Below are 21856 nucleotides of genomic sequence, written 5' to 3' on the forward strand. Positions count from 1 at the left end.
TGGCGCTGGGCCCGGTACCGCCCAGTAGGTACCCTGCCAGTCATGCGTGCACTTCTCGTGGTCAATCCGGCGGCTACCACTACGAGTGCGCGGACGCGTGACGTGCTCATCCATGCGCTCGCCAGCGAGATGAAGCTGGAGGCGGTCACCACCGAGTACCGCGGCCACGCGCGCGATCTTGGCCGGCAGGCGGCGCTGAGCGACGACATCGACCTGGTGGTGGCGCTCGGTGGCGACGGCACGGTCAACGAGGTGGTCAACGGCCTGCTGCACGACGGCCCCGACCCGGAGCGGCTGCCCGGCCTCGCCGTGGTCCCCGGTGGTTCCACCAACGTCTTCGCCCGAGCCCTGGGCCTGCCCAACGACGCCGTGGAGGCAACCGGCGCGCTGCTGGACGCGTTGCGCGAGGGCAGTGAGCGCACCGTCGGCCTGGGGCGCGCCTGCGGCACACCCGGCACCCCCGACGAGGCCGCGCCGGCCCGCTGGTTCACCTTCAACGCCGGACTCGGCTTCGACGCGGGCGTGGTCGGCCGGGTCGAGCAGCAGCGCGAGCGCGGCAGGAGATCGACGCACGCGCTGTACGTCCGCCAGGTGATGCGACAGCTGCTGGGCGAACCGAACCGCCGACGCGGGGCGATCACGCTGGAGCGGGCGGGCGAGGAACCGGTCACGGACCTCGTTCTCTCCATAGTCTCGAACACCTCGCCCTGGACGTTCCTGGGCAATCGCCCGATCTATGCGTCACCTAAGGCCTCGTTCGATACAGGGCTCGACGTATTCGGTCTCAGCCGCCTGTCGACCGCCGCGGTTGCCCGGTATGGCACCCAGTTGCTCACTTCGTCCCCGGAGCGCGGACCGCACGGCAGGCATGCACTCTCCCTGCACGATCTGGACCGCTTCACCTTGCATTCGAAGGCTCCGCTGCCCCTCCAGATGGACGGTGACCACCTGGGGCTGCGTAGCAGCGTGACGTTCACAGGCGTACGCCGTGCACTGCGTGTGATTGTGTGAGCGGAAGGGCCGAAAGTCCTTTCACTCGAACGTTTAGGCCAGGATCCACCCCATGGAAGTACGGCTGTGACCTAGTCGACACCGAAGAATCAAAAAAAACTTTTCGGAAGGGGTTGTATCCGCCGCTGAGGTTTGCGAGTCTCTACGTGGCGATCGGGACGGCCCGCAAGACCGGCCTCCCACTGATCACCAGAACCCCTCTTCAAACCAAGGACCACGCCGGGCAACCCGGCGGTCGGCCCTTCCCTTGTTGAGGGATTCGTGAAAGCGTTCACATTCACAAGCAACTTGCACGTAATACCAAGGAGAGGTAGCAGCCATGGACTGGCGTCACAACGCCGTTTGCCGCGAGGAAGACCCCGAGCTCTTCTTCCCCATCGGCAACACCGGTCCTGCGCTGCTGCAGATCGAGGAAGCCAAGGCCGTCTGCCGTCGCTGCCCGGTGATCGAGCAGTGCCTGCAGTGGGCGCTCGAGTCCGGTCAGGACTCCGGCGTCTGGGGGGGGCTCAGCGAGGACGAGCGCCGCGCCATGAAGCGCCGCGCCGCCCGCAACCGGGCCCGTCAGGCCTCCGCCTGACGCAGCCACCCCTGCTGACAGCCTGAGCTTGGCGGCGCGTGTGCCGGACGGCATGAGTCCGTGGACGGCATACGCATCTCCCGCCCCCGAGCCGCAGCGCGCAGTATCCCCGATGCGCTTGAAGTAGCAGAGCAGCAGTCGAGCATCAGCCTCGGACCCCCGATGGTCCGGGGCTTTTTGCTGCGCCCCGGCCCCCGTCGCGCGCTCCACCCACGCACCCGCCGTCCGGCACCCCGCGCCCGGCTGCTCAGGGGCCACCGCCGCCACTGACTCTGTGTGACGTCTCCCTCAACAGCCCTGTGGCATAGGCCACTTGGGTCCCGCCGGCCTCGCGGACCGCGGGGGTTGCGGGACGTCTGCCGCGAGGCGGTGAGGGGCGTGCGGGGGCGTGTCGGGGTCGCTACTTGTGAGCGCGCACCGGGATGTCCAGGACCACCTGCGTCCCCCGCTCGGGTGCCGGGACCATGTCGAAGCTGCCACCCAGCTCGCCCTCCACCAGGGTCCGCACGATCTGCAGGCCGAGGTTGCCCGAGCGGTGCGGGTCGAAACCCTCGGGCAGGCCGGCACCGTCGTCCTGGACGGTGACGAGGAGGCGCGCCTCCTTCGTCGTGCCACCGCGCACGGCCGAGACCTCGACCGTGCCGGTGTCGCCCTCGCGGAAGCCGTGCTCCAGCGCGTTCTGGAGGACCTCGGTGAGGACCATGGACAGCGGAGTGGCGACCTCGGCGTCGAGGATGCCGAAGCGGCCGGTGCGGCGGCCGGTCACCTTGCCCGGGGAGATCTCGGCGACCATCGCGAGGACGCGGTCGGCGATCTCGTCGAACTCCACGCGCTCGTCCAGGTTCTGCGACAGCGTCTCGTGCACGATCGCGATCGACCCGACCCGGCGCACAGCCTCCTCCAGAGCCGCCCGGCCGCGCTCGGACTCGATGCGGCGGGCCTGGAGCCGCAGCAGCGCGGCGACCGTCTGGAGGTTGTTCTTCACCCGGTGGTGGATCTCCCGGATGGTCGCGTCCTTGGTGATCAACTCGCGCTCGCGGCGGCGCAGTTCGGTCACGTCGCGGAGCAGCACCAGGGATCCGATGCGGGTGCCCTTGGGTTTGAGCGGGATCGCCCGGAACTGGATCACGCCGTCGTGGGCCTCGATCTCGAACTCGCGCGGCGCCCAGCCGCTCGCGACCTTGGCGAGGGCCTCGTCCACCGGCCCCCGGGACGGGGCGAGCTCGGCGGTGGTCTGCCCCAGGCGGTGGCCGACCAGGTCGGCGGCAAGGCCGAGCCGGTGGTAGGCGGACAGGGCGTTCGGGGAGGCGTACTGGACGATGCCGTCGGCGTCCAGGCGGATCAGGCCGTCCCCGACGCGTGGCGAGGCGTCCATGTCGACCTGCTGGTCGGGGAAGGGGAAGGAACCGGCCGCGATCATCTGAGCGAGGTCGGAGGCGCTCTGGAGGTAGGTCAGCTCCAGGCGGCTCGGGGTGCGCACGGTGAGCAGGTTGGTGTTGCGGGCGATGACACCGAGGACGCGCCCCTCACGCCGCACCGGGATCGACTCCACCCGTACGGGGACCTCCTCGCGCCACTCCGGGTCCCCCTCGCGCACGATCCGCCCCTCGTCGAGGGCGGCGTCCAGCAGGGGCCGGCGACCGCGCGGGACGAGGTGACCGACCATGTCGTCCTGGTAGGAGGTCGGGCCGGTGTTCGGCCGCATCTGCGCCACGGAGACGTAGCGCGTGCCGTCGCTGGTGGGCACCCACAGGACCAGGTCGGCGAAGGAGAGGTCGGAGAGCAGCTGCCACTCCGAGACCAGCAGGTGCAGCCACTCGAGGTCGGAGGCGTCGAGGGCGGTGTGCTGGCGGACCAGTTCGTTCATGGAGGGCACGTCTGTGAGCGTACCGGCACGTGTGTACGGGCCCGAAGAACACCCGCGGGCCGCGGCGCCTGGGAGGGACCCTCAACCCTCCCGGCACCGCAGCCCGGAGCAATATCGGCCGTGGGGTGTGCGGTCCCGGTCGGCCGAAGGATGAGGAGCCGGGGCAGTCAGGGCAGAGAGCTCCGGTTCCTCGGTCCGCCTTCCTGTGCGGGGAAGACGGAGGCTCGTGTCTGCGCTCCCTTGCGCGTTTCTACTTCAGCATTGTGGACTAGACCACTCTGCGTGTCCATGCGTCGGAGACCGCTTGTTGGCGGCGTCCGGCCACTGTCCCCCCGCAGCCTAGCCGCACCGGGTCAGGTACGGGGCCAGATGGGCATGGCGATTTCCGCGACCGCTTCCAGTTCCTCCCTGTTCGCGCCGTCGCACGCCGGTCAGGACGAGCGACGACGGCCGCGGGCGGCGGACTCCTCCCAGACTTGCACACCGAACGCGCCGCTCCGCCCGCCACAGGCACACGGGCGGGGCGGTCCGGCGCGCCCGGCCCCATGGGCCGGGACGGCCGATTCTGTTAGATTGGTCTAAACCACATAGTCCTACCGGGCCCTCCCCGCCCCTTTCTCAGAACGGCAGGCCAGCGTGGAAGTTGTCATCGTTCCGGACGCCGCATCGGGTGGCGAGCTCATCGCCGAGGCCATGGCGCGTCTGCTGCGGCGCACACCGGACGCGCTGATCGGCGTCGCCACCGGCTCCACCCCGCTGCCCGTCTACCGGGCGCTGGCGGCCAGGGTGCGTACCGGTGCCGTGGACCCCGCGCACGCGCGGATAGCGCAGCTCGACGAGTACGTGGGACTGCCCGCCGACCATCCCGAGTCCTACCGCTCGGTGCTGCGCCGTGAGGTGCTCGAACCGCTCGGGATACCGATGGACAACTTCATCGGTCCCGACGGCACCGCGGCGGACGTGCAGGCGGCGTGCGAGGCGTACGACCGGGCACTGGCCGGGGCCGGCGGGGTCGATCTCCAGTTGCTGGGGATCGGCACCGACGGGCACATCGGGTTCAACGAGCCGTGCTCCTCGCTCGCCTCGCGCACCCGGATCAAGACGCTGACCGAGCAGACCCGCGTCGACAACGCACGCTTCTTCGACGGCTCCATCGAGCAGGTGCCGCACCACGTCATCACGCAGGGCATCGGCACCATCCTGGAGGCCCGGCACCTGGTACTGCTGGCCACCGGGGAGGGCAAGGCGGACGCGGTCGCGGCAACCGTCGAGGGACCGGTCGCGGCGGTGTGCCCGGCCTCCGCCCTGCAGCTGCACCCGCACGCCACGGTCGTCGTCGACGAGGCCGCCGCCTCCAAGCTGAAGCTCGCGGACTACTTCCGCCACACCTACGCCGACAAGCCGGAGTGGCAGGGGATCTGATCCGCCGCGGACGCCGAAGGCGCCGGGCTCCTCGTGGGAGCCCGGCGCCTTCGCTCACGTGCGGACGCGGCGGGGAGACTACTCCCCCGCACCGCCCGCGATGATCTCCGCCGCAGCCCGGCCGCAGACGCGGGCCGCGCCGTGGGTGGCGATGTGCAGGGCGCCTCGGCGCGGGGCCTGCGGGATGCCCATCTCGACGACGACCGTGTCGGGACGGGCCGCGAGCAGGGAGTCGAGGGCCGTGGTCATCCACGGGTGGCGGTGCTCGTCGCGCACGACCGCCACGATCCGGCGGTCGCGGGCCGCGACCAGGGCGGCGTGGCCCGCGTCCTCGCCGGCGAAGCTGCCGGTCTCGGTGCCGGGCAGCAGCCGGGCCAGCTCGGCGGCCACACCCCACGGCGTCTCGTCACCGACGGCGATGTTGGCCACCGGCGTGAGGGCGGCGACGTAGGGCGCCTCGGTGAGCGGGGCGAAGCCGTCGGCACCGGTGACCTCCAGGGCGCGCCGGGCCGCGGCCAGACCGACGTCGGGCCGCCCGGCGCGCGCCTGCGCGGCCGTGGATCCGGTTCCGTCGGCCGTGCGCGGCCCCCGGGCCGTCCACCGCGCCAGGGAACGGACCCGTTCCGCGGCGTCCGCCAGGCGTTCCTCGGACAGCTCGCCGGAGCGCACGGCGGCCACGAGGGCGTCGCGCAGGCGCCGCACCGTCTCGTCGTCGGCGAGGCCGCCGCCCACGCAGATCGCGTCGGCGCCGGACGCGATGGCCAGGACGCTGCCGCGTTCGATGCCGTAGGTCGCGGAGACGGCCTGCATCTCCATGCCGTCGGTGACGATCAGGCCGTCGTAGCCGAGTTCGCCGCGCAGCAGGTCGGTGAGGATGCGGCGGGACAACGTTGCCGGGCGCCCGGCGTCCAGGGCCGGGACCAGGATGTGCGCGCTCATCACCGCGCGGCTGCCGGCTGCGATCGCGGCGCGGAAGGGGGCCAGGTCCCGCGCGGCCAGGACGTCGGCGGGCACGTCGATGCGCGGCAGGGCGTGGTGCGAGTCGACGGCCGTGTCGCCGTGGCCTGGGAAGTGCTTGGTGCAGGCGGCGACGCCCGCGGCCTGGAGGCCCTGCACGTAGGCGGCGGTGTGGCGGGCGACGAGGTCGGTGTCGGCGCCGAAGGAGCGGACACCGATCACCGGGTTGTCGGGGTTGGAGTTCACGTCCGCCGACGGGGCCCAGTTGAGGTTCACCCCGCAGGCGGCGAGGCGGCGGCCCAGCTCGTGGGCGACCTCCCGCGTGAGCTCGACGTCGTCCACCGCGCCGAGGGCGTGGTTGCCGGGGAAGGAGGAACCGGTGCGCACCTCCAGGCGGGTGACGTCACCGCCCTCCTCGTCGATGGCGACCAGGACGTCGTCGCGTTCGGCGCGCAGTTGCGCGGTCAGTGCGGCCAACTGCCCCCTCGAGGCGATGTTGCGGCCGAACAGCCCGACCGAGGCCAGGCCCTCGCCCAGGCGGCGCAGCAGCCAGTCCGGGGCGGTGGTACCGGTGAACCCGGGCTGGAGGACCGTCAGGGCGTCACGTGTCAGCGTGTCGGTTCCGCTGGCGATTGTCGTCATCGGGGGGTGTCATCCCTTCACGGCGCCGGCGGTCAGACCCGCGGCCATCTTGCGCTGGACGAAGAGGAACAGGACGACGATCGGCACGGCCATCATGGTGGCGCCGGCCATCATCGGGGCGTACTCGGTGCCGTGCTTGGTGGTGAAGTTTCCGAGCCAGACGGTCGCGGTCTGGTTCTTCTGGCTGAGCAGCATCAGGGCGTAGAGGTACTCGTTCCAGGCCTGGATGAAGCCGTAGACCGAGGTGGCGACCATGCCGGGGGCCAGGAGCGGGAAGACGACCCGGATGAAGGCGCCGGTGCGGGAGCAGCCGTCGACCATCGCCGCCTCCTCCAGCTCCTTGGGAATGTTGACGATGAAGCCGCGCAGCGTCCACACCGTGAACGGCAGGATGAAGGTCAGGTAGGTGATGATCAGGCCGCTGAGCCGGTCGTACTGACCGAGGTCGTTCAGGAGCAGGAAGATGGGGATGATCATGGCGACCAGCGGCACCATCTGGACCGCGAGGATCCCCACGATGACGATCTTCCGGCCCCGGAAGGCGAACCGGGAGATGGCGAGCGCGGCCAGCGTGCCCACCACGATGCCGATCAGGACCACGGTCAGCGACACGATCAGGCTGCGGCCGACGGGGCCCCAGAAGTCGGCGACGTGCAGGGCCCGGCTGAAGTTGGACAGGGTGATGCCGGTCGGCAGCAGGCTCGGGTCCGGGTCGATGGCGTCCTTGGCCGGCTTGAAGGCCGTGTTCAGCATCCAGTAGAGCGGGAAGCCCGCGATGAGGAAGACCAGCAGGCCGACGAGGTTCCAGCCGAGCCGCGGCCTGCGGCGGTCCGTGGTGGCGGCGGTACTCATTCGACCTCTCCGATCTTCAGCATCTGGCGCATGTAGACGGCGACCACGCCGAGCAGGAGCACCACGGTGAGCAGGGCGATCGCCGAACCCTGCGCGTAGTCGTTGACCACGAAGGCACGGTCGTAGGAGTAGGTGTTGAGGACCTGGAACTCGGCCTCGGGGTGGCCGTTGCGCATGACGAAGACCTGCGGGAAGACACCCATGTCCCAGATGACCGACAGGGTGGTGAGCATCACGATGATCGGCTTGAGGATCGGCAGGGTGACGAACCGGAAGACGCCCCAGGCCCCGGCGCCGTCCAGCCGGGCGGCCTCCTCCAGCTCCCTGGGGACCTGGGTGAGTCCGGCGCTGAGCGTGATGACCACGAACGGCACCGCGCCCCAGACCACCAGCAGCATGATCACGGCCAAACCCTGCGGCCCGCTGGCGAACCAGTTGTGGCCGATCATGTCGACCCCGGGCACCTTGCTGAGCAGGGCGTTGAAGACGCCGTAGTCGGTGTCGAAGAGCCACTTGAACACGGTCGTGGCGACGATGACGGGCATGCCCCAGCTGGCCACCAGGACGATGTTGATGAGCGTCTTCAGCCAGCCGGAGACCCGCTGGAGCAGCAGTGCGAGAAGCATGCCGATCACCATGGTGAGGACGACGGCGCCGCCCGCGAAGATGATCGTGCGCACGACGACGGCCCAGAACTCGCTGTCGCCCAGCACCTTGGCGAAGTTGTCCAGGCCCACCGACTCGGCCGGCTGGAAGCCCCACAGCTGGGACTGCCCGAACTTCTGGAAGGAGAGCGTCACCAGACGCAGCAGCGGATAGCCCATGACCAGGACGAGGACGAGCAGGCAGGGCGCGAGCAGCAGCCACGGCGTCGCGGCGCCGCCGGAGGTGCGTCTGCCCCCGGGGCTCGCCGGCGCGGGCGGTGGTGCCTGCCGCGGCGGCGGCACCTTGGCAGGGGTGGTGGTGTCTGCGGCACTCATCGCGCGCTCCTCAGCGGTCCCTCACGGTCGTACGGACGGCGGGGCTCCCCGTGCCGGGAGCCCCGCCCGAAGGTCACTTGTTGTTGATGACCTTGTCGATCGCGGCGTCCGCCTCCTTGGCGGCGTCCTCGACCGACTTCTTGCCGGTGCCGATGTTCTGCAGCATGGTCTGCAGGATCTGGGCCTTCTCGACCTGGCCCCAGCCGGGGGCCATCGGGACGAACCAGTTGGACTCGGCCGCGGTGGCCGGGACGGCCGTCTTCGGGTCGTTCTTGAGGGTCGCGAGATCGGTCTTGTTGTTCGGCAGGTTGCCCTTGGCCATCAGGCCCTTCTGGCCGGCCGGACCGGTGAACGCGTTGATCCACTCGGCGGCGACCGCCTGCGCGTCGGACTTCACCGGGACGGCGAGGTCGGAGCCGCCCAGGAAGACGGGCAGGTTGCTGCCGGACGGGCCGGGCATGACGAAGTTCTCGAGGTTGCCCTTGAGCTTGCCGGTCTTGTCGTTCTCCGGCATCTCGCTGGTGGCGCCCTCCCAGGCGGCACCGAAGATCATGCCGGACTTGCCCTGGCCGTAGACGATGTAGCGGTCGGACTCGTCCTTGGTCTTGTCGCCGTGCATGTACTTGTCGACGACGTTCTTGAACTCGGTCAGGCCCTTGACCGACTCGGGTGAGGAGAGGTCGGCCTTCCACTGCCCGCCCTCGTCCTTGGCGATGGAGCCGCCGGCGTCGTAGACGAAGGACATGGCCGCGTACCAGTCACGGGTGGGCTGGTACCAGGCGCTGAACTTGTCGCCTTCCTTCTTCTGCACCTTGTCCAGAGCGGCGGTCAGCTCCGCGTAGGTCTTCGGCGGGGCCGTCACTCCGGCGGAGGCGAAGACGTCCTTGCGCCAGTTGCCGACGCGGCCACCGGCGTAGTACGGAACGCCGTAGGTCTTGCCCTCGTAGGTCACCGAGGCCTTGAGGCCGTCCAGCCAGGCCGAGGAGTTGTCGAACTTCGCCTGGTCGAGCGGGGCGAAGGCACCCTTGACCATGTAGGCGAGCATCTCGGTGTTGCCCATCTCGACCACGTCGGGGGCCTTGTCCGTGGCCAGGACGGCGTCCAGCTTGGCGTTCTTGTCCTGCCAGCCGTAGTACTCGTGGTTGATCCTGATGCCGGGGTGCTTCTTCGCCACCGCGTCGTCGGCGGCCTTCACCAGCTCCGGCCAGTTGTTCTGCGCGTCGACGGTGAGCCAGACGGTCAGTTCCTTGACGTCGGTGCCCTTGTCCGAGCTGCTCTTGCTGTCGCTGTCCCCGCACGCCGCGATGGAGACCATCATGCCCGCGATACCGATCGCGGCTATCAGCTTGCGCTTCACGCCACCCTCCTCAGGGATGCCCATAAACCCCCCAGGCTCCCCGCGGTGAACGCTGTGGTGCGTGGGGCCGGGACTGGACCAATGGTGTAGACCAGTAGGCTGGAGCTTGGCCCAGACCAATAGGCCTGTCAAGGGAGTTCAAGGAACCCCACGCCGTCCGTTATGGGACCGCGATATGCAGGGACTTTTCTTTTTTCGGCGGCCAGAACGGACGCCACCGCGGGGAATGCGCCCGGGTAGACCACTGCCTTATGGACTAGACCAAAGGAGGTGGTGGGGGTATACAGAGGGGATCACGGAGCGTGCGGAGGCACCCACTGCGGTCCCCCACACACGAAGCCGTGCCACGATGTGAGCCGCGGCCGATGGGGTGTCGGTCGCTTCGGCACCGAGGGCCGGGAAGGCAGAGCATGAGCACCGACGTCAGCAGTGCGGAGAACGAGGCCGGGACGACCGTCCGTACCGCGCGCGTGCCCAAGTACTACCGCTTGAAGAAGCACCTGCTCGACATGACGGAAACGCAGGCGCCCGGCACCCCGGTGCCGCCGGAACGGACACTGGCGGCCGAGTTCGACACCTCGCGCACCACCGTCCGGCAGGCGCTCCAGGAACTGGTCGTCGAAGGCCGCCTGGAACGCATCCAGGGCAAGGGCACCTTCGTCGCCAAGCCCAAGGTCTCCCAGGCACTGCAGCTGACCTCCTACACCGAGGACATGCGCGCCCAGGGCCTGGAGCCCACCTCACAGCTGCTGGACATCGGCTACATCACCGCCGACGACCGCCTCGCCGGCCTGCTCGACATCGGCACCGGCGGACGGGTGCTGCGCATCGAGCGGCTGCGCATGGCCAACGGCGAGCCCATGGCCATCGAGACCACCCACCTGTCCGCCAAGCGCTTCCCCGCGCTGCGCAGGTCGCTGGTGAAGTACACGTCCCTCTACACCGCCCTCGCCGAGGTCTACGACGTCCATCTGGCCGAGGCCGAGGAGACCATCGAGACCTCGCTGGCGACCCCGCGCGAGGCCGGCCTGCTCGGCACCGACGTGGGCCTGCCGATGCTGATGCTCTCCCGGCACTCCGTGGACAGGACGGGCAAACCGGTCGAGTGGGTGCGGTCGGTCTACCGCGGCGACCGGTACAAGTTCGTGGCGCGTCTGAAGCGGCCTCAGGATTAGGCACCCTCAGCAAAGGGGCAGGGAAAGGGAGTTGCGGAACGGCGAGAATCACTCACCGGCCGGGTTTTCCGGGCAGAAGTACGGACGGGGTCTTCCGCAGGGCTTTATCCGTCACCTACATTGCCTGCGCTTGCACAGGTGATCAGTGAGGGGACGGAGTCGCGTGATGTCACAAGCCCCAGAAGTGTCCGGAGGGCAGGTGGTGACGCCGGCGCGCGTCGTCATCGCCCTCTGTCTGATCGCGCCCTTCGTGGCGATGCTGTGGGTCGGTTCGTACGCCAGGACGGATCCCGCGTTCATCGGGATCCCCTTCTTCTACTGGTACCAGATGCTGTGGGTGCTCATCGCCACCGGACTCACGGTGGTCGCACACCGGCTGTGGCGCCGTGATCAGCGCGCCCGCGCCTCGCGGAAGGGCGGTGCGTCCGAGTGAAGGACGGCGTGAACGGCGTCGCGCTCGGCGTCTTCATCTTCTTCTTCCTGCTCGTGTCCGTCATGGGGTTCCTGGCCGCCCGCTGGCGCAGGGCCGAGGACCAGCACAGCCTCCATGAATGGGGCCTGGGCGGACGGTCGTTCGGCACCTGGGTGACCTGGTTCCTGCTCGGCGGCGACCTGTACACGGCGTACACGTTCGTCGCCGTACCGGCGGCCATCTACGCCGCGGGCGCGGCCGGCTTCTTCGCGGTGCCGTACACGATCCTGGTCTACCCGCTGATCTTCACGTTCCTGCCACGGCTGTGGTCGGTCTCGCACCGGCACGGCTACGTGACCACCTCCGACTTCGTCCGCGGCCGGTTCGGCTCCAAGGGGCTGTCGCTGGCGGTGGCGCTGACCGGCATCCTCGCGACCATGCCGTACATCGCGCTCCAGCTGGTCGGCATCCAGGCGGTGCTGGACGTGATGGGCGTCGGCGGCGGCGAGAGCAGCAGCTGGTTCGTGAAGGACCTGCCGCTGCTGATCGCCTTCGGTGTACTGGCCGCGTACACCTACTCGTCGGGTCTGCGCGCCCCGGCGCTCATCGCCTTCGTCAAGGACGCCCTGATCTACATCGTCATCGCGGTGGCGATCATCTACATCCCGATCAAGCTGGGCGGCTTCGACGACATCTTCGCCAAGGCGGGTGACAAGTTCACCGCGGCGGGCAAGGGCGGTCTGCTTCCAGCGCCCGCCGGCCACTGGGGGTACGCCACGCTCGCGCTGGGCTCCGCCCTGGCCCTGTTCATGTATCCGCACTCGGTGACGGCGACCCTGTCCTCGCGCAGCCGCGAGGTGATCCGCCGCAACACCACGATCCTGCCGCTGTACTCGCTGATGCTGGGCCTGCTGGCGCTGCTGGGCTTCATGGCGATCGCGGACGGCATCACCGTCGCCAACGGCCAGCTGGCGATCCCGCAGCTCTTCGAGAACATGTTCCCGTCCTGGTTCGCCGGCGTGGCCTTCGCGGCCATCGGCATCGGTGCGCTCGTCCCTGCGGCCATCATGTCGATCGCCGCGGCGAACCTCTTCACCCGCAACGTCTACAAGGACTTCATCAAGCCCGACGCCACGCCCGCCCAGGAGACCCGGGTCTCCAAGGTCGTGTCGCTACTGGTGAAGGTGGGCGCGCTGGTCTTCGTCCTGACCATGGACAAGACGGTCGCCATCAACTTCCAGCTGCTGGGCGGAATCTGGATCCTGCAGACCTTCCCGGCCATGGTCGGCGGCCTGTTCACCCGGTGGTTCCACCGCTGGGCGCTGCTGGCCGGCTGGGCGGTCGGCATGGTGTACGGCACGGTCGCCGCCTACGGGGTGGCCTCGCCGACGAAGCAGCACTTCGGCGGTTCGTCGAAGGAGATCCCGGGCATCGGGGAGATCGGCTACATCGGCCTGACGGCGTTCGTGCTGAACGCGGCCGTCACCGTGGTCCTGACCTTCGTCCTGAAGGCCCTGAAGGCCCCCGAGGGCGTCGACGAGACCCGGCCGGACGACTACACGGCGGACGCGGGCGACCCGGGAGTCCAGGTGGAGCTCCCGCCGGCCACCGCGGAGAGTGCCCACTGAACCGGCCCCACCACGCGCGGGGAACCTCGCGAAACCGGTACACCGCGCACGCCACGCAGGAGCGAACGCAACGGGCCGCCGGACAGCACGATGACCGGCGGCCCGCCGTCGTCCACACTCGTCGGCATGGACATCGTGATCCGGGCCGCAGAACCCACCGAACACGCCGCACTCGGCGACATCACCGCCCAGGCCTACCTCGGCGACGGACTCCTCGACTTCGGCGCGAGCGACGCCTATCTCGGCGAACTGCGCGACGTCGGCAAACGCGCCGCGGCCGCCGAGGTCCTGGTCGCCGTCCAGGGCGACCGGCTGCTCGGCGGCGTCACCTTCGTCCCCGACGGCGGCCCCATGGCCGACATCGCCCGGCCCGGCGAGGCCGAGATCAGGATGCTGGCCGTCGCCCACGCCGGCCGCGGCCGGGGGGCGGGGGAGGCCCTGGTGCGGGCCTGCATCGACCGGGCCCGCGCCACCGGGCGGCGCTCGGGGATCGTCCTGTCGACCCAGCCCGCCATGCGCACCGCCCACCGCATCTACGAACGTCTGGGTTTCGTCCGCACACCGGACCGGGACTGGAACCCCCTCCCGGAGATCCCCGACCTGACCCTGCTCACGTACGAGTTGACACTCTGAGACGGGGACAACACAACATCTGGGGGTGACGCCACAGCCCGGCACAAGATGTATGCTCATGCTCGCTGTCGCCGCAGGGGAATCCGGTGCGAATCCGGAACTGTCCCGCAACGGTGTACCCGTGCGCGTCCGCGCACGGGAGTCAGTCCGAGGACCTGCCGACAGCGCACCCGGCCGTCCGGCCGGTGTGCTCCGACGTCCGGGCCTCGTGGAATGGGCCGGTGGACGCGACGCCGTGTGCGCTCGTGCTGCCCCCGCCCTCACCGAGGCCCCGTGCCGAGCGAGGGAGAGCCCCCACGTGACGATCGCGCCAGCCGAACCCGCTTCAGCGGACCCGGTGCCCGAGGAGACCGACGGCCCCGGAACCACCCTGCTGCGGACCCTGACCGAGCTCACCGCCGACCTCCCCGACACCGACCCCGGCAAGGTGGCCGCCGCAGCCCTGCGCGGCCGGTCCGTGCGGGCCACCGGGCAGGCAGCCGTCGCGGAGCTGCGCGACCTCGCCACGGAGGCCGCCGCCGGCCTGATCTCCGAGGACCCCGCCTACTCCCGGCTCGCCGCCCGGCTGCTGGCCCTCACCATCCGCGACGAGGCCGCCTCGCAGGGCGTGACGACCTTCACCGAGTCGATCGCGACCGGCCACCGCGAGGGCCTCATCGCCGACCGGACCGCGGAGTTCGCACGGCTGCACGCCGAGCGGCTGGACGCCCTCGCCGACGGGGACGCCGACGACCGCTTCGGCTACTTCGGCCTGCGCACCCTGCACTCCCGGTACCTGCTCCGGCACCCCCTGACCCGCAAGGTCGTCGAGACCCCCCAGCACTTCCTGCTGCGCGTCGCCGCCGGCCTGGCCGAGGACGACTCCCCTCGCTCCGCCGACGAGGTCGCGGCGCTCTACGGGCTCATGAGCCGCCTCGACTACCTGCCCTCCTCCCCCACACTGTTCAACTCCGGCACGCGGCACCCCCAGATGTCGTCCTGCTACCTGCTGGACTCCCCGCTGGACGAGCTGGACTCCCTCTACGACCGCTACCACCAGGTGGCGCGGCTGTCGAAGCACGCCGGCGGCATCGGGCTGTCGTACTCCCGCATCCGCTCCCGCGGATCGCTGATCCGCGGCACGAACGGGCACTCCAACGGCATCGTGCCGTTCCTCAAGACCCTCGACGCCTCGGTGGCCGCCGTGAACCAGGGCGGCCGGCGCAAGGGTGCCGCGGCGGTCTACCTGGAGACCTGGCACTCGGACATCGAGGAGTTCCTGGAGCTGCGGGACAACACCGGCGAGGACGCCCGCCGTACGCACAACCTGAACCTGGCGCACTGGATCCCGGACGAGTTCATGCGCCGGGTCGAGGCCGACCGGCCGTGGTCGCTGTTCTCGCCGGCGGACGTGCCCGAGCTGGTCGACCTGTGGGGCGGGGAGTTCGACGCGGCCTACCGCGCGGCGGAGGCGAAGGGCCTGGCGCGGAAGACCCTGCCCGCCCGCGAGCTCTACGGGCGGATGATGCGCACCCTCGCGCAGACCGGCAACGGCTGGATGACCTTCAAGGACGCCGCCAACCGCACCGCCAACCAGACCGCCGAGCCCGGCCACGTCGTCCACTCCTCCAACCTCTGCACCGAGATCCTGGAGGTCACGGACGACGGCGAGACCGCGGTCTGCAACCTGGGCTCGGTGAACCTCGGCGCCTTCGTGACCGGCACCGGCATCGACTGGGAGCGGCTGGACGCGACGGTCCGCACCGCCGTGACCTTCCTCGACCGGGTCGTGGACATCAACTTCTACCCGACCGAGCAGGCGGGCCGCTCCAACGCCCGGTGGCGCCCGGTGGGCCTGGGGGCGATGGGTCTGCAGGACGTGTTCTTCAAGCTGCGTCTGCCCTTCGACTCCCCCGAGGCCAAGGCCCTGTCCACCCGGATCGCCGAGCGGATCATGCTCGCCGCCTACGAGGCCTCCGCCGACCTCGCCGAGCGCAACGGGCCACTGCCGGCCTGGGAGAAGACCCGTACGGCCCGTGGCGTGCTCCACCCCGACCACTACGGCGTCGAGCCGGCCTGGCCGGAGCGCTGGGCGGCACTGCGCGAGCGGATCGCCGCCGTCGGCCTGCGCAACGCGCTGCTGCTGGCGATCGCACCGACCGCGACGATCGCCTCGATCGCGGGGGTCTACGAGTGCATCGAGCCGCAGGTGTCCAACCTGTTCAAGCGCGAGACGCTGTCCGGTGAGTTCCTCCAGGTCAACTCCTACCTGGTGGAGGATCTCAAGCGCCTGGGCGTGTGGGACGCGCGCACCCGGGAGGCACTGCGGGACGCGAACGGCTCGGTGCAGGACTTCGTCTGGATCCCCGAGGACGTGCGGAACCTGTACCGCACGGCGTGGGAGATCCCGCAGCGCGGCCTGATCGACATGGCGGCGGCCCGCACGCCGTTCCTGGACCAGGCCCAGTCCCTGAACCTGTTCCTGGAGACGCCGACCATCGGCAAGCTCTCCTCGATGTACGCCTACGCCTGGAAGTCCGGGCTGAAGACGACGTACTACCTGCGCTCGCGTCCCGCGACGCGCATCGCCCGCGCCGCCCGGGCGCAGGCCACCGTGCCCGTACAGCAGGCCGTTCCCGAAGAGGCCGTCGCCTGCTCCCTGGAAAACCCCGAGTCCTGTGAGGCCTGCCAGTGACGAGCTCCCGAACCCAGCACCTGCTCGACCCCGGTTTCGAGCTGACGCTGCGCCCGATGCGCTACCCGGACTTCTACGAGCGCTACCGGGACGCCATCAAGAACACCTGGACCGTCGAGGAGGTCGACCTCCACTCGGACGTCGCCGACCTGGCCAGGCTGAGCCCCGGGGAGCAGCACCTCATCGGGCGTCTGGTGGCGTTCTTCGCGACGGGCGACTCGATCGTCGCGAACAACCTGGTGCTGACGCTGTACAAGCACATCAACTCCCCGGAGGCGCGCCTGTACCTGTCGCGCCAGCTGTTCGAGGAGGCCGTGCACGTCCAGTTCTACCTGACGCTGCTGGACACCTACCTCCCCGACCCCGAGGAGCGCGCCGCGGCCTTCGCGGCGATCGAGAACATCCCGTCGATCCGCGAGAAGGCGCAGTTCTGCTTCCGCTGGATGGACTCGGTGGAGAAGATCGACCGGCTGGAGACCCGGGCCGACCGCCGCCGCTTCCTGCTGAACCTGATCTGCTTCGCCGCGTGCATCGAGGGCCTGTTCTTCTACGGTGCCTTCGCCTACGTCTACTGGTTCCGCAGCCGGGGCCTGCTGCACGGTCTGGCCACCGGCACCAACTGGGTGTTCCGTGACGAGACGATGCACATGTCGTTCGCGTTCGAGGTCGTGGACACCGTCCGCAAGGAGGAGCCGGAGCTCTTCGACGACGGGCTTCGGCAGCAGGTCGCCGACATGCTGGAGGAGGCGGTCGAGGCCGAGCTCCAGTTCGCGCGCGACCTGTGCGGCGACGGGCTGCCGGGCATGAACACCGCGTCGATGCGGCAGTACCTGGAGTGCGTCGCCGACCAGCGTCTGACGCGGCTCGGTTTCGCGCCGGTGTACGGCTCGGAGAACCCGTTCGCCTTCATGGAGCTGCAGGGTGTTCAGGAGCTGACCAACTTCTTCGAGCGGCGTCCGTCGGCGTACCAGGTGGCGGTGGAGGGCACGGTCGACCTCGACGAGGACTTCTGAGCCCTGGGCGCGCGCCGCGCGGCCCCGTGGAATCGCGGATCGTTCCGGCGCTCGTGGACCCTCCCACGAGCGCCGGAGCCGTGAGCAGAACGCGTTCCGGAGAGCGGGCCGCCTGAAGCCGCTCACGTCACCGCGGCACCGCCTTCACCAGGAGGTTGTGCGGACGGAGTGTGATCCCGACCCGGATGGTGTCGTCCGACCCGGTCACCTGCTCGAAGCGGTACGCCGTCGCCAGCGCCGCCGTGATCAGGCTGAGCTGGGCCATCGAGAAGTGGTCGCTGGGACACTTGCGATTGCCCACGCCGAAGGGGTGCATGGCGTGTTTCGGGACGTCCTTGGCACGCTCCGGAAGCCACCGGTCCGGGTCGAACTCCAGGTTGTCGGCGTACGACCTGGGGTCGCGCTGGATCGCGAAGGGGCTGTACACGATGTCGGCCCCGGCCGGAATGCGATAGCCGCCGAGTTCCGTGTCGGCGACCGCCCGCCGCGTCAGAATCCAAACGGCCGGGCGCAGGCGCATCGTCTCGACCACGACATTGTTGGTGTGCCTGAGCTTGCGGACGTCCTCGAATGCGACCGGACGACCGCCGGTGACGGATTCGACTTCCGCACGCACCCTGTCCGCGTGTTCAGGGTGCTCGGCAAGTGCCTGAAGCAACCACATGATCGTGGAGGCGACGGTTTCGCTGCCCGGGGTGAGTATCGCGACGACCTGGTCGTGGATCTCCTGTTCGCCGATGGGGTCGCCGTTCTCGTCCTTTGCTTCCAGCAGCGCCGTCAGCAAATCGTCCGGCTTTTGACCAGATGCCCGTCGCTCGGCGACGATCTCGTCGACGAGGAGATGCAAATCGGCCAGCGCCCGATTGAATTCACGGTTGGCCGGGAGGGGCAGGTTGTACAGCGGACCGAGCGGTACCACCATCCGGCGGTACATGCCGCGGAAAACGGTGGCGAGGGCGTTGCACAGCCGCTCGGCGCGCTCGTCCATGTACTCGCCGCGCAGCAGACAGCGCGCCGCGATGCGCACGGCGACACGGAACGACTCCGAGGTGCAGTCGATGGTCCCGCCGGCGCCCCAGCGCTCGGTGAGCGCGTGCGCCTCCTCCTCCATGATCGGCCCGTAGGCCGGAATGGCGTCCAGCCGGAAGGCCGGCTGGATGGTCCGCCGCTGGCGCCGATGCTGCGGCCCGTTGGCCGTGGCCACGCCCTTCTTGCCGAGCAGGCCCTCCAGCGACTCCCACAGCGGCCCGGCGATATGGTACTCGGGGCTGAGCGCGAGTGCGCCGGTCAGTTCCGGGGTGGTGACCGCGTAGACGGTCTTCGGGCCCAGCTTCAGGCGGACGACGTCCCCGTGGTCGCGCAGCTGGGACATGAAGGCCAGCGGGTCGCGCAGCAACTGCCAGCCGTGGCCGAGGGGTGGGACGCCTCCGCCCGCGAGGGGCGGTTCGCGCAGCTCGGGCCCCGGCGGCCCGGTCGTCCCGGGCTTCACCTGTTCGACGGTCATTTCCCACCTGCCGCTTCGTTGTTGACGTACGGGGGCGTGGACCGGTCGTCCCAGCTGTCGACCATGTAGCGGCCGGACTCGTGGTGGAACCAGTAGACGGAACTGAACCAGTTCCGCATGTTCGCGACGCAGGCGTGCACGGCGGCGCTCAGCGCCTTTCCGCGGACGGTGCCGTCGGCAAGGCCGTCGGCGAAACGCAGTGCGCCCCGTTCGGCCTCCATGAATTCTGATATGCATGTCTCGACACGCCGCCTGACTTCATCGACGGCCTGTTCCAGTGTCAGCCCCTCGTGCGTGATGAGACTGATTCCGAGATTGTGCACCTCGTCGCCCGCTATTTCTTTCGGGAGCGAACACAGGTCGTTGTACCAGGCGGCGAATTCCTGGCTCAGCAGGGCTGCCCGCCGAAAGGCCGGGTTTTTCCGTACGCGCTCCGGGAGCTCGCAGCCCACGCTCGGTTCCAGCAGATCGGTCCAGATTCGGTGCGCGAAGGTGAGCCGGCGCAGTTCCAGGTATTCCTCGACCGTGGGGACGATGCCCCCGACGCGGTTGCGGAACTCCCGGTCGTACGCGTCGATCACTGCGTGGAAGTGCCGGGCGAACCGGGCGTTCCAGGTACCGGGCAGGAACGCGTACAGCCGCCCCACGCTGTCCGCCAGCCCCGCGACCAGCGGGTCGTCGTGGTTCCGATGGGCCCGGGGGGAGTCGAGAGCCGTGTGCAGCATGCGGCGGAGCTCGTCCCAGGCGTCGGCACGGTGATGGACGATGTACCGGTCGTGGCGGTCGTCCCAGACGAAGAACCACGCACTGTAGTCGGCGATGGCCTGGAGGACGTCGTCGGAGGCGCCGATGTAGTAGCCCGCCATGAGGTCCGTGTAGCACAAGCCGTCGGCATATTCCTCGACCTTGTCCGCCGGCATGAGCCGTTTTTGCAGCAGCCAGGTCCGGGTCTTCTCCTGAAGCCTCGGCCAATACGGGTGGAGTTGCCGGGGAAACGCCGCCTCGATCACCGGAAGCGCCAGTGAGGGCGGCACGGCCACCCGGGCCGGTGCCGCCGTGGCGCCGTATGTGGTGCTGTATGGGAAAGCGTGCACGAACTACCCCTCTCAGCCGCCCGTGGACACACGCCCTCCCGCTGTACCGGGCGTGCGCCGTTGCGTATCCCCGCACTTCCCATTCAGCACCACAACTGACCGATCTGGGAACGGATTTGCTTCATTCACTACCCCCGGGCGCCGAGAATCACCCTTTATGTGACTGGTTGTGGATCATCATGGGTGCCTACGGAATCGAACGCGTGACGAACAGGCGAACGGCCCGCAGCACGGCCCCTGTTCGGCCGAGGGGACCCCGGAGGCAGGTGAACAGGCTTGGTGCGGGCGGGCCTTGACGAGGCACGGTGGCCCCGGTGGTTCGTCAGTCGTTGGCGACCACGGGGTAGCGAGGTTCGTTCTCGGCCATCTGCCGCAGCGCGTCCTTTCGTTCACGCTTGGAGAGCCGGTCGATGTAGAGGTAGCCGTACAGGTGATCGGTCTCGTGCTGCAAACACCGCGCGAAGTAGCCGGTACCGCGGACCTTGATCGGGTTGCCGCGCTCGTCCTGCCCGGTCACCTCCGCGTAGTCGGGGCGCGCCAGCGGCATGTACGCGGTCGGCACGGACAGGCATCCCTCGTTGCTGTCGTCCAGGCGGCGCCTGTCCGCGGGCAGTTCGACGAGCTTCGGGTTGCAGACCACGCCGACGTGGCGGACGCCGTTGTCGTCCGGGCAGTCGTAGACGAAGACCTTCAGGTCCACGCCGATCTGGTTGGCGGCCAGTCCCACACCCTCGGCGGTGTGCTGCGAGGCGAACATGTCGTCGACCAGCTTCAGCAGTTCGCCGTCGAACTCGGTGACGTCCTTGCACTCCTTGTGCAGCACCGGGTTCCCCACCACCGTGATCGGCCGCGAAGTGCCGCGCTCGCGGTAGGCCTGCTCACGCTGCTCGCCGTCCTCCGTGTCGATGACGAAGCCCTCGTCGTCCACGGGGAGCACGCCCGCGTGCTGCTGATCGGTGTCCTGCTGCGCCATGACCGACGTACGCCTTCCTGCAAGCCTGGAAATTTTCTGCGAGTACAGCCTAAAGGGGCGCCGCACCGGCGGACGCTCAGCAGACCTCTTCGAGGTCGCGCCAGTCCCGTGACTCCGGGTTGTCGGCGACCCACCCGTCCAGCAGCCCCCGCACCAGCGACGCCGGGGCGGCGATGCCGCACTCCCGCTCCGGCACCCACAGCTGCCCGTCGGTCCGGTGCCCGAGCGGACCGGGGTGCCCCGGCTCACTGTGGTCGTGCGGGTCGAGGTGGACGCCGTCGCCCTCGTCCGCCGGCATCCGGGACTCCGAGCACGTCCGGCACAGCAGGCGTACCGACGACGACCAGTCCTCCGCCGCGAACCCGGCGTCCGCGGCCAGCTGTTCCAGCGCGTCCCGGTCGGCCTCGGTGGCCGCCTCGATGAGCACCACCCAGGTCGGCACCGGGGAGGGGGCCCACAGCTCGATCTCGTCGAAGACCGGGTACGCGTGCCCGGAGGAGGTGGTGCGTTCCCCGTGCGGCACACCGTCGTGCAGGACGACCTCGCCCCAGCGCCGCCCGGACGACGGCAGCGGAATGGACAGCACCTCAAGGCGCGCGGGGTCGAGTCGCCGCCCCCACACCACCTCGGCCTCGCCCTCGGGCGACAACCGCACGGCCGCGCTGCCCAGGTCCATGCCGACGGGCTCCCCGGACGCCGCGGCCCCTCCCGGAACGTGCAGGCCGTACGCCTGCCAGGCCCGGCGCGCCAGCGGCCAGTCCTGCAGCGCCGTCGCGGCGATACCGACGTTCCACCAGTCGGGCGCCCCGGTCCCCCGGTCGAGCAGCGCCACGGCACGCAGACCCGCCGTGCGCGCCTGCTCCCAGTCGTGCCGGAACTTGTGGAGCAGGGCGAGGTTGAACCACGACTCCGACAGCCAGGGCTCCAGGTCCGCGGCGCGGGTCAGCAGCGCTCCCGCGTCCTCGTAGCGGCCGTCGCCGATCAGCGTGAACGCGCGGTCGGTGGCCTGCCGCCAGGAGGCGGAGGGCCGGTGCCGTCCCTTGCCGAAGATCCTCACGATTCCCGCCTGCCAGTTCCGGTTCCGG

General features: G+C 69.7%; 18 protein-coding genes and 1 riboswitch. Of the genes, 9 read left to right on the top strand and 9 right to left on the bottom strand.

Going from position 1 to position 21856, the window contains the following annotated elements; all coding sequences use genetic code 11:
- Positions 1–42: 42 nt before the first annotated feature.
- Together I3F54_RS12565 and I3F54_RS12570 are read left to right on the top strand one after the other, a co-directional pair.
- Positions 43–1011, top strand: a complete 969-nt coding sequence (locus I3F54_RS12565) for a diacylglycerol kinase family protein (protein WP_240118789.1) — start codon at positions 43–45, stop codon at positions 1009–1011.
- A 319-nt stretch (positions 1012–1330) separates the two neighbouring features.
- Positions 1331–1588 carry a WhiB family transcriptional regulator gene (locus tag I3F54_RS12570; RefSeq protein ID WP_003992873.1) on the top strand — a complete coding sequence of 86 codons (258 nt, stop codon included), beginning with the start codon at positions 1331–1333 and terminating at the stop codon, positions 1586–1588.
- A 400-nt stretch (positions 1589–1988) separates the two neighbouring features.
- On the opposite strand, the gene I3F54_RS12575 is transcribed toward I3F54_RS12570, so the two are convergent.
- Entirely contained in the window at positions 1989–3455 is a 1467-nt protein-coding gene (locus I3F54_RS12575) for a sensor histidine kinase (RefSeq protein WP_240118882.1), read from the bottom strand.
- Between the two features lie 636 nt (positions 3456–4091).
- On the opposite strand from I3F54_RS12575, the gene nagB reads away from it, so the two are divergent.
- Complete coding sequence (gene nagB, locus I3F54_RS12580; protein WP_240118790.1) at positions 4092–4877, top strand: glucosamine-6-phosphate deaminase; 786 nt, start codon at positions 4092–4094, stop codon at positions 4875–4877.
- A gap of 78 nt (positions 4878–4955) precedes the next feature.
- On the opposite strand, the gene I3F54_RS12585 is transcribed toward nagB, so the two are convergent.
- The 4 genes from I3F54_RS12585 to I3F54_RS12600 form a co-directional block, all read right to left on the bottom strand.
- Positions 4956–6476: a glycoside hydrolase family 3 protein gene (locus I3F54_RS12585; protein ID WP_240118791.1), complete on the bottom strand. Its 1521-nt coding sequence runs from the start codon at positions 6474–6476 to the stop codon at positions 4956–4958.
- 9 nt (positions 6477–6485) lie between these two features.
- Entirely contained in the window at positions 6486–7328 is an 843-nt protein-coding gene (locus I3F54_RS12590; RefSeq protein WP_240118792.1) for a carbohydrate ABC transporter permease, read from the bottom strand.
- Complete coding sequence (locus tag I3F54_RS12595; protein ID WP_240118793.1) at positions 7325–8308, bottom strand: carbohydrate ABC transporter permease; 984 nt, start codon at positions 8306–8308, stop codon at positions 7325–7327. Before I3F54_RS12595 ends, I3F54_RS12590 begins: the two co-directional genes overlap by 4 nt.
- Positions 8309–8381: 73 nt before the next feature.
- The gene (locus I3F54_RS12600) at positions 8382–9665 is read right to left on the bottom strand and encodes an extracellular solute-binding protein (RefSeq protein WP_240118794.1); all 1284 of its coding nucleotides are present in this window, start codon (positions 9663–9665) and stop codon (positions 8382–8384) included.
- A gap of 410 nt (positions 9666–10075) precedes the next feature.
- Between I3F54_RS12600 and I3F54_RS12605 the strand changes: the two genes are divergently transcribed.
- The 6 genes from I3F54_RS12605 to I3F54_RS12630 all read left to right on the top strand — a co-directional run bounded on the left by I3F54_RS12605 (position 10076) and on the right by I3F54_RS12630 (position 17200).
- Positions 10076–10840: a GntR family transcriptional regulator gene (locus tag I3F54_RS12605; RefSeq protein ID WP_240118795.1), complete on the top strand. Its 765-nt coding sequence runs from the start codon at positions 10076–10078 to the stop codon at positions 10838–10840.
- Positions 10841–11006: 166 nt separating this feature from the next.
- Positions 11007–11273, top strand: a complete 267-nt coding sequence (locus tag I3F54_RS12610; RefSeq protein WP_240118796.1) for a DUF3311 domain-containing protein — start codon at positions 11007–11009, stop codon at positions 11271–11273.
- Positions 11270–12880: a monocarboxylate uptake permease MctP gene (gene mctP, locus I3F54_RS12615; RefSeq protein ID WP_240118797.1), complete on the top strand. Its 1611-nt coding sequence runs from the start codon at positions 11270–11272 to the stop codon at positions 12878–12880. Before I3F54_RS12610 ends, mctP begins: the two co-directional genes overlap by 4 nt.
- A gap of 126 nt (positions 12881–13006) precedes the next feature.
- The gene (locus tag I3F54_RS12620; RefSeq protein WP_240118798.1) at positions 13007–13513 is read left to right on the top strand and encodes a GNAT family N-acetyltransferase; all 507 of its coding nucleotides are present in this window, start codon (positions 13007–13009) and stop codon (positions 13511–13513) included.
- Positions 13514–13590: 77 nt separating this feature from the next.
- A riboswitch (cobalamin riboswitch) is annotated at positions 13591–13669 on the top strand.
- Between the two features lie 142 nt (positions 13670–13811).
- Positions 13812–16187 (top strand): ribonucleoside-diphosphate reductase subunit alpha, encoded by a 2376-nt coding sequence (locus I3F54_RS12625; RefSeq protein ID WP_240118799.1) that lies wholly within the window; start codon positions 13812–13814, stop codon positions 16185–16187.
- Between the two features lie 56 nt (positions 16188–16243).
- Positions 16244–17200 (top strand): ribonucleotide-diphosphate reductase subunit beta, encoded by a 957-nt coding sequence (locus I3F54_RS12630; protein WP_240118883.1) that lies wholly within the window; start codon positions 16244–16246, stop codon positions 17198–17200.
- 127 nt (positions 17201–17327) lie between these two features.
- Here I3F54_RS12630 and I3F54_RS12635 read toward each other — a convergent pair whose 3' ends face one another.
- The 4 genes from I3F54_RS12635 to I3F54_RS12650 all read right to left on the bottom strand — a co-directional run bounded on the left by I3F54_RS12635 (position 17328) and on the right by I3F54_RS12650 (position 21828).
- The gene (locus tag I3F54_RS12635) at positions 17328–18704 is read right to left on the bottom strand and encodes a cytochrome P450 (protein WP_240118800.1); all 1377 of its coding nucleotides are present in this window, start codon (positions 18702–18704) and stop codon (positions 17328–17330) included.
- A complete protein-coding gene (cyc1, locus tag I3F54_RS12640; RefSeq protein ID WP_240123726.1) occupies positions 18701–19798 on the bottom strand; it encodes an epi-isozizaene synthase in 1098 nt (365 codons plus the stop codon). The genes I3F54_RS12635 and cyc1 overlap by 4 nt, the downstream gene beginning before the upstream one ends.
- A 322-nt stretch (positions 19799–20120) precedes the next feature.
- Positions 20121–20771, bottom strand: a complete 651-nt coding sequence (gene def / locus I3F54_RS12645; protein WP_240118801.1) for a peptide deformylase — start codon at positions 20769–20771, stop codon at positions 20121–20123.
- A gap of 76 nt (positions 20772–20847) precedes the next feature.
- Positions 20848–21828: a hypothetical protein gene (locus I3F54_RS12650; protein WP_240118802.1), complete on the bottom strand. Its 981-nt coding sequence runs from the start codon at positions 21826–21828 to the stop codon at positions 20848–20850.
- Positions 21829–21856: the final 28 nt, after the last annotated feature.

Origin of the sequence: Streptomyces sp. MUM 2J (assembly GCF_022414535.1) — a bacterium.
In the GTDB taxonomy this organism is placed as follows: domain Bacteria; phylum Actinomycetota; class Actinomycetes; order Streptomycetales; family Streptomycetaceae; genus Streptomyces.

Bases quoted from the DNA above. Each gene is read 5' to 3' on its own strand.
- I3F54_RS12570 (WP_003992873.1), top strand. From the start codon at position 1,331: ATGGACTGGCGTCACAACGCCGTTTGCCGCGAGGAAGACCCCGAGCTC.
- I3F54_RS12565 (WP_240118789.1), top strand. From the start codon at position 43: ATGCGTGCACTTCTCGTGGTCAATCCGGCGGCTACCACTACGAGTGCG.
- def (WP_240118801.1), bottom strand. From the start codon at position 20,771: ATGGCGCAGCAGGACACCGATCAGCAGCACGCGGGCGTGCTCCCCGTG.
- I3F54_RS12620 (WP_240118798.1), top strand. From the start codon at position 13,007: ATGGACATCGTGATCCGGGCCGCAGAACCCACCGAACACGCCGCACTC.
- I3F54_RS12610 (WP_240118796.1), top strand. From the start codon at position 11,007: ATGTCACAAGCCCCAGAAGTGTCCGGAGGGCAGGTGGTGACGCCGGCG.
- I3F54_RS12595 (WP_240118793.1), bottom strand. From the start codon at position 8,308: ATGAGTGCCGCAGACACCACCACCCCTGCCAAGGTGCCGCCGCCGCGG.
- I3F54_RS12605 (WP_240118795.1), top strand. From the start codon at position 10,076: ATGAGCACCGACGTCAGCAGTGCGGAGAACGAGGCCGGGACGACCGTC.
- I3F54_RS12635 (WP_240118800.1), bottom strand. From the start codon at position 18,704: ATGACCGTCGAACAGGTGAAGCCCGGGACGACCGGGCCGCCGGGGCCC.
- I3F54_RS12590 (WP_240118792.1), bottom strand. From the start codon at position 7,328: ATGAGTACCGCCGCCACCACGGACCGCCGCAGGCCGCGGCTCGGCTGG.
- I3F54_RS12575 (WP_240118882.1), bottom strand. From the start codon at position 3,455: ATGAACGAACTGGTCCGCCAGCACACCGCCCTCGACGCCTCCGACCTC.
- I3F54_RS12585 (WP_240118791.1), bottom strand. From the start codon at position 6,476: ATGACGACAATCGCCAGCGGAACCGACACGCTGACACGTGACGCCCTG.
- I3F54_RS12630 (WP_240118883.1), top strand. From the start codon at position 16,244: ATGCGCTACCCGGACTTCTACGAGCGCTACCGGGACGCCATCAAGAAC.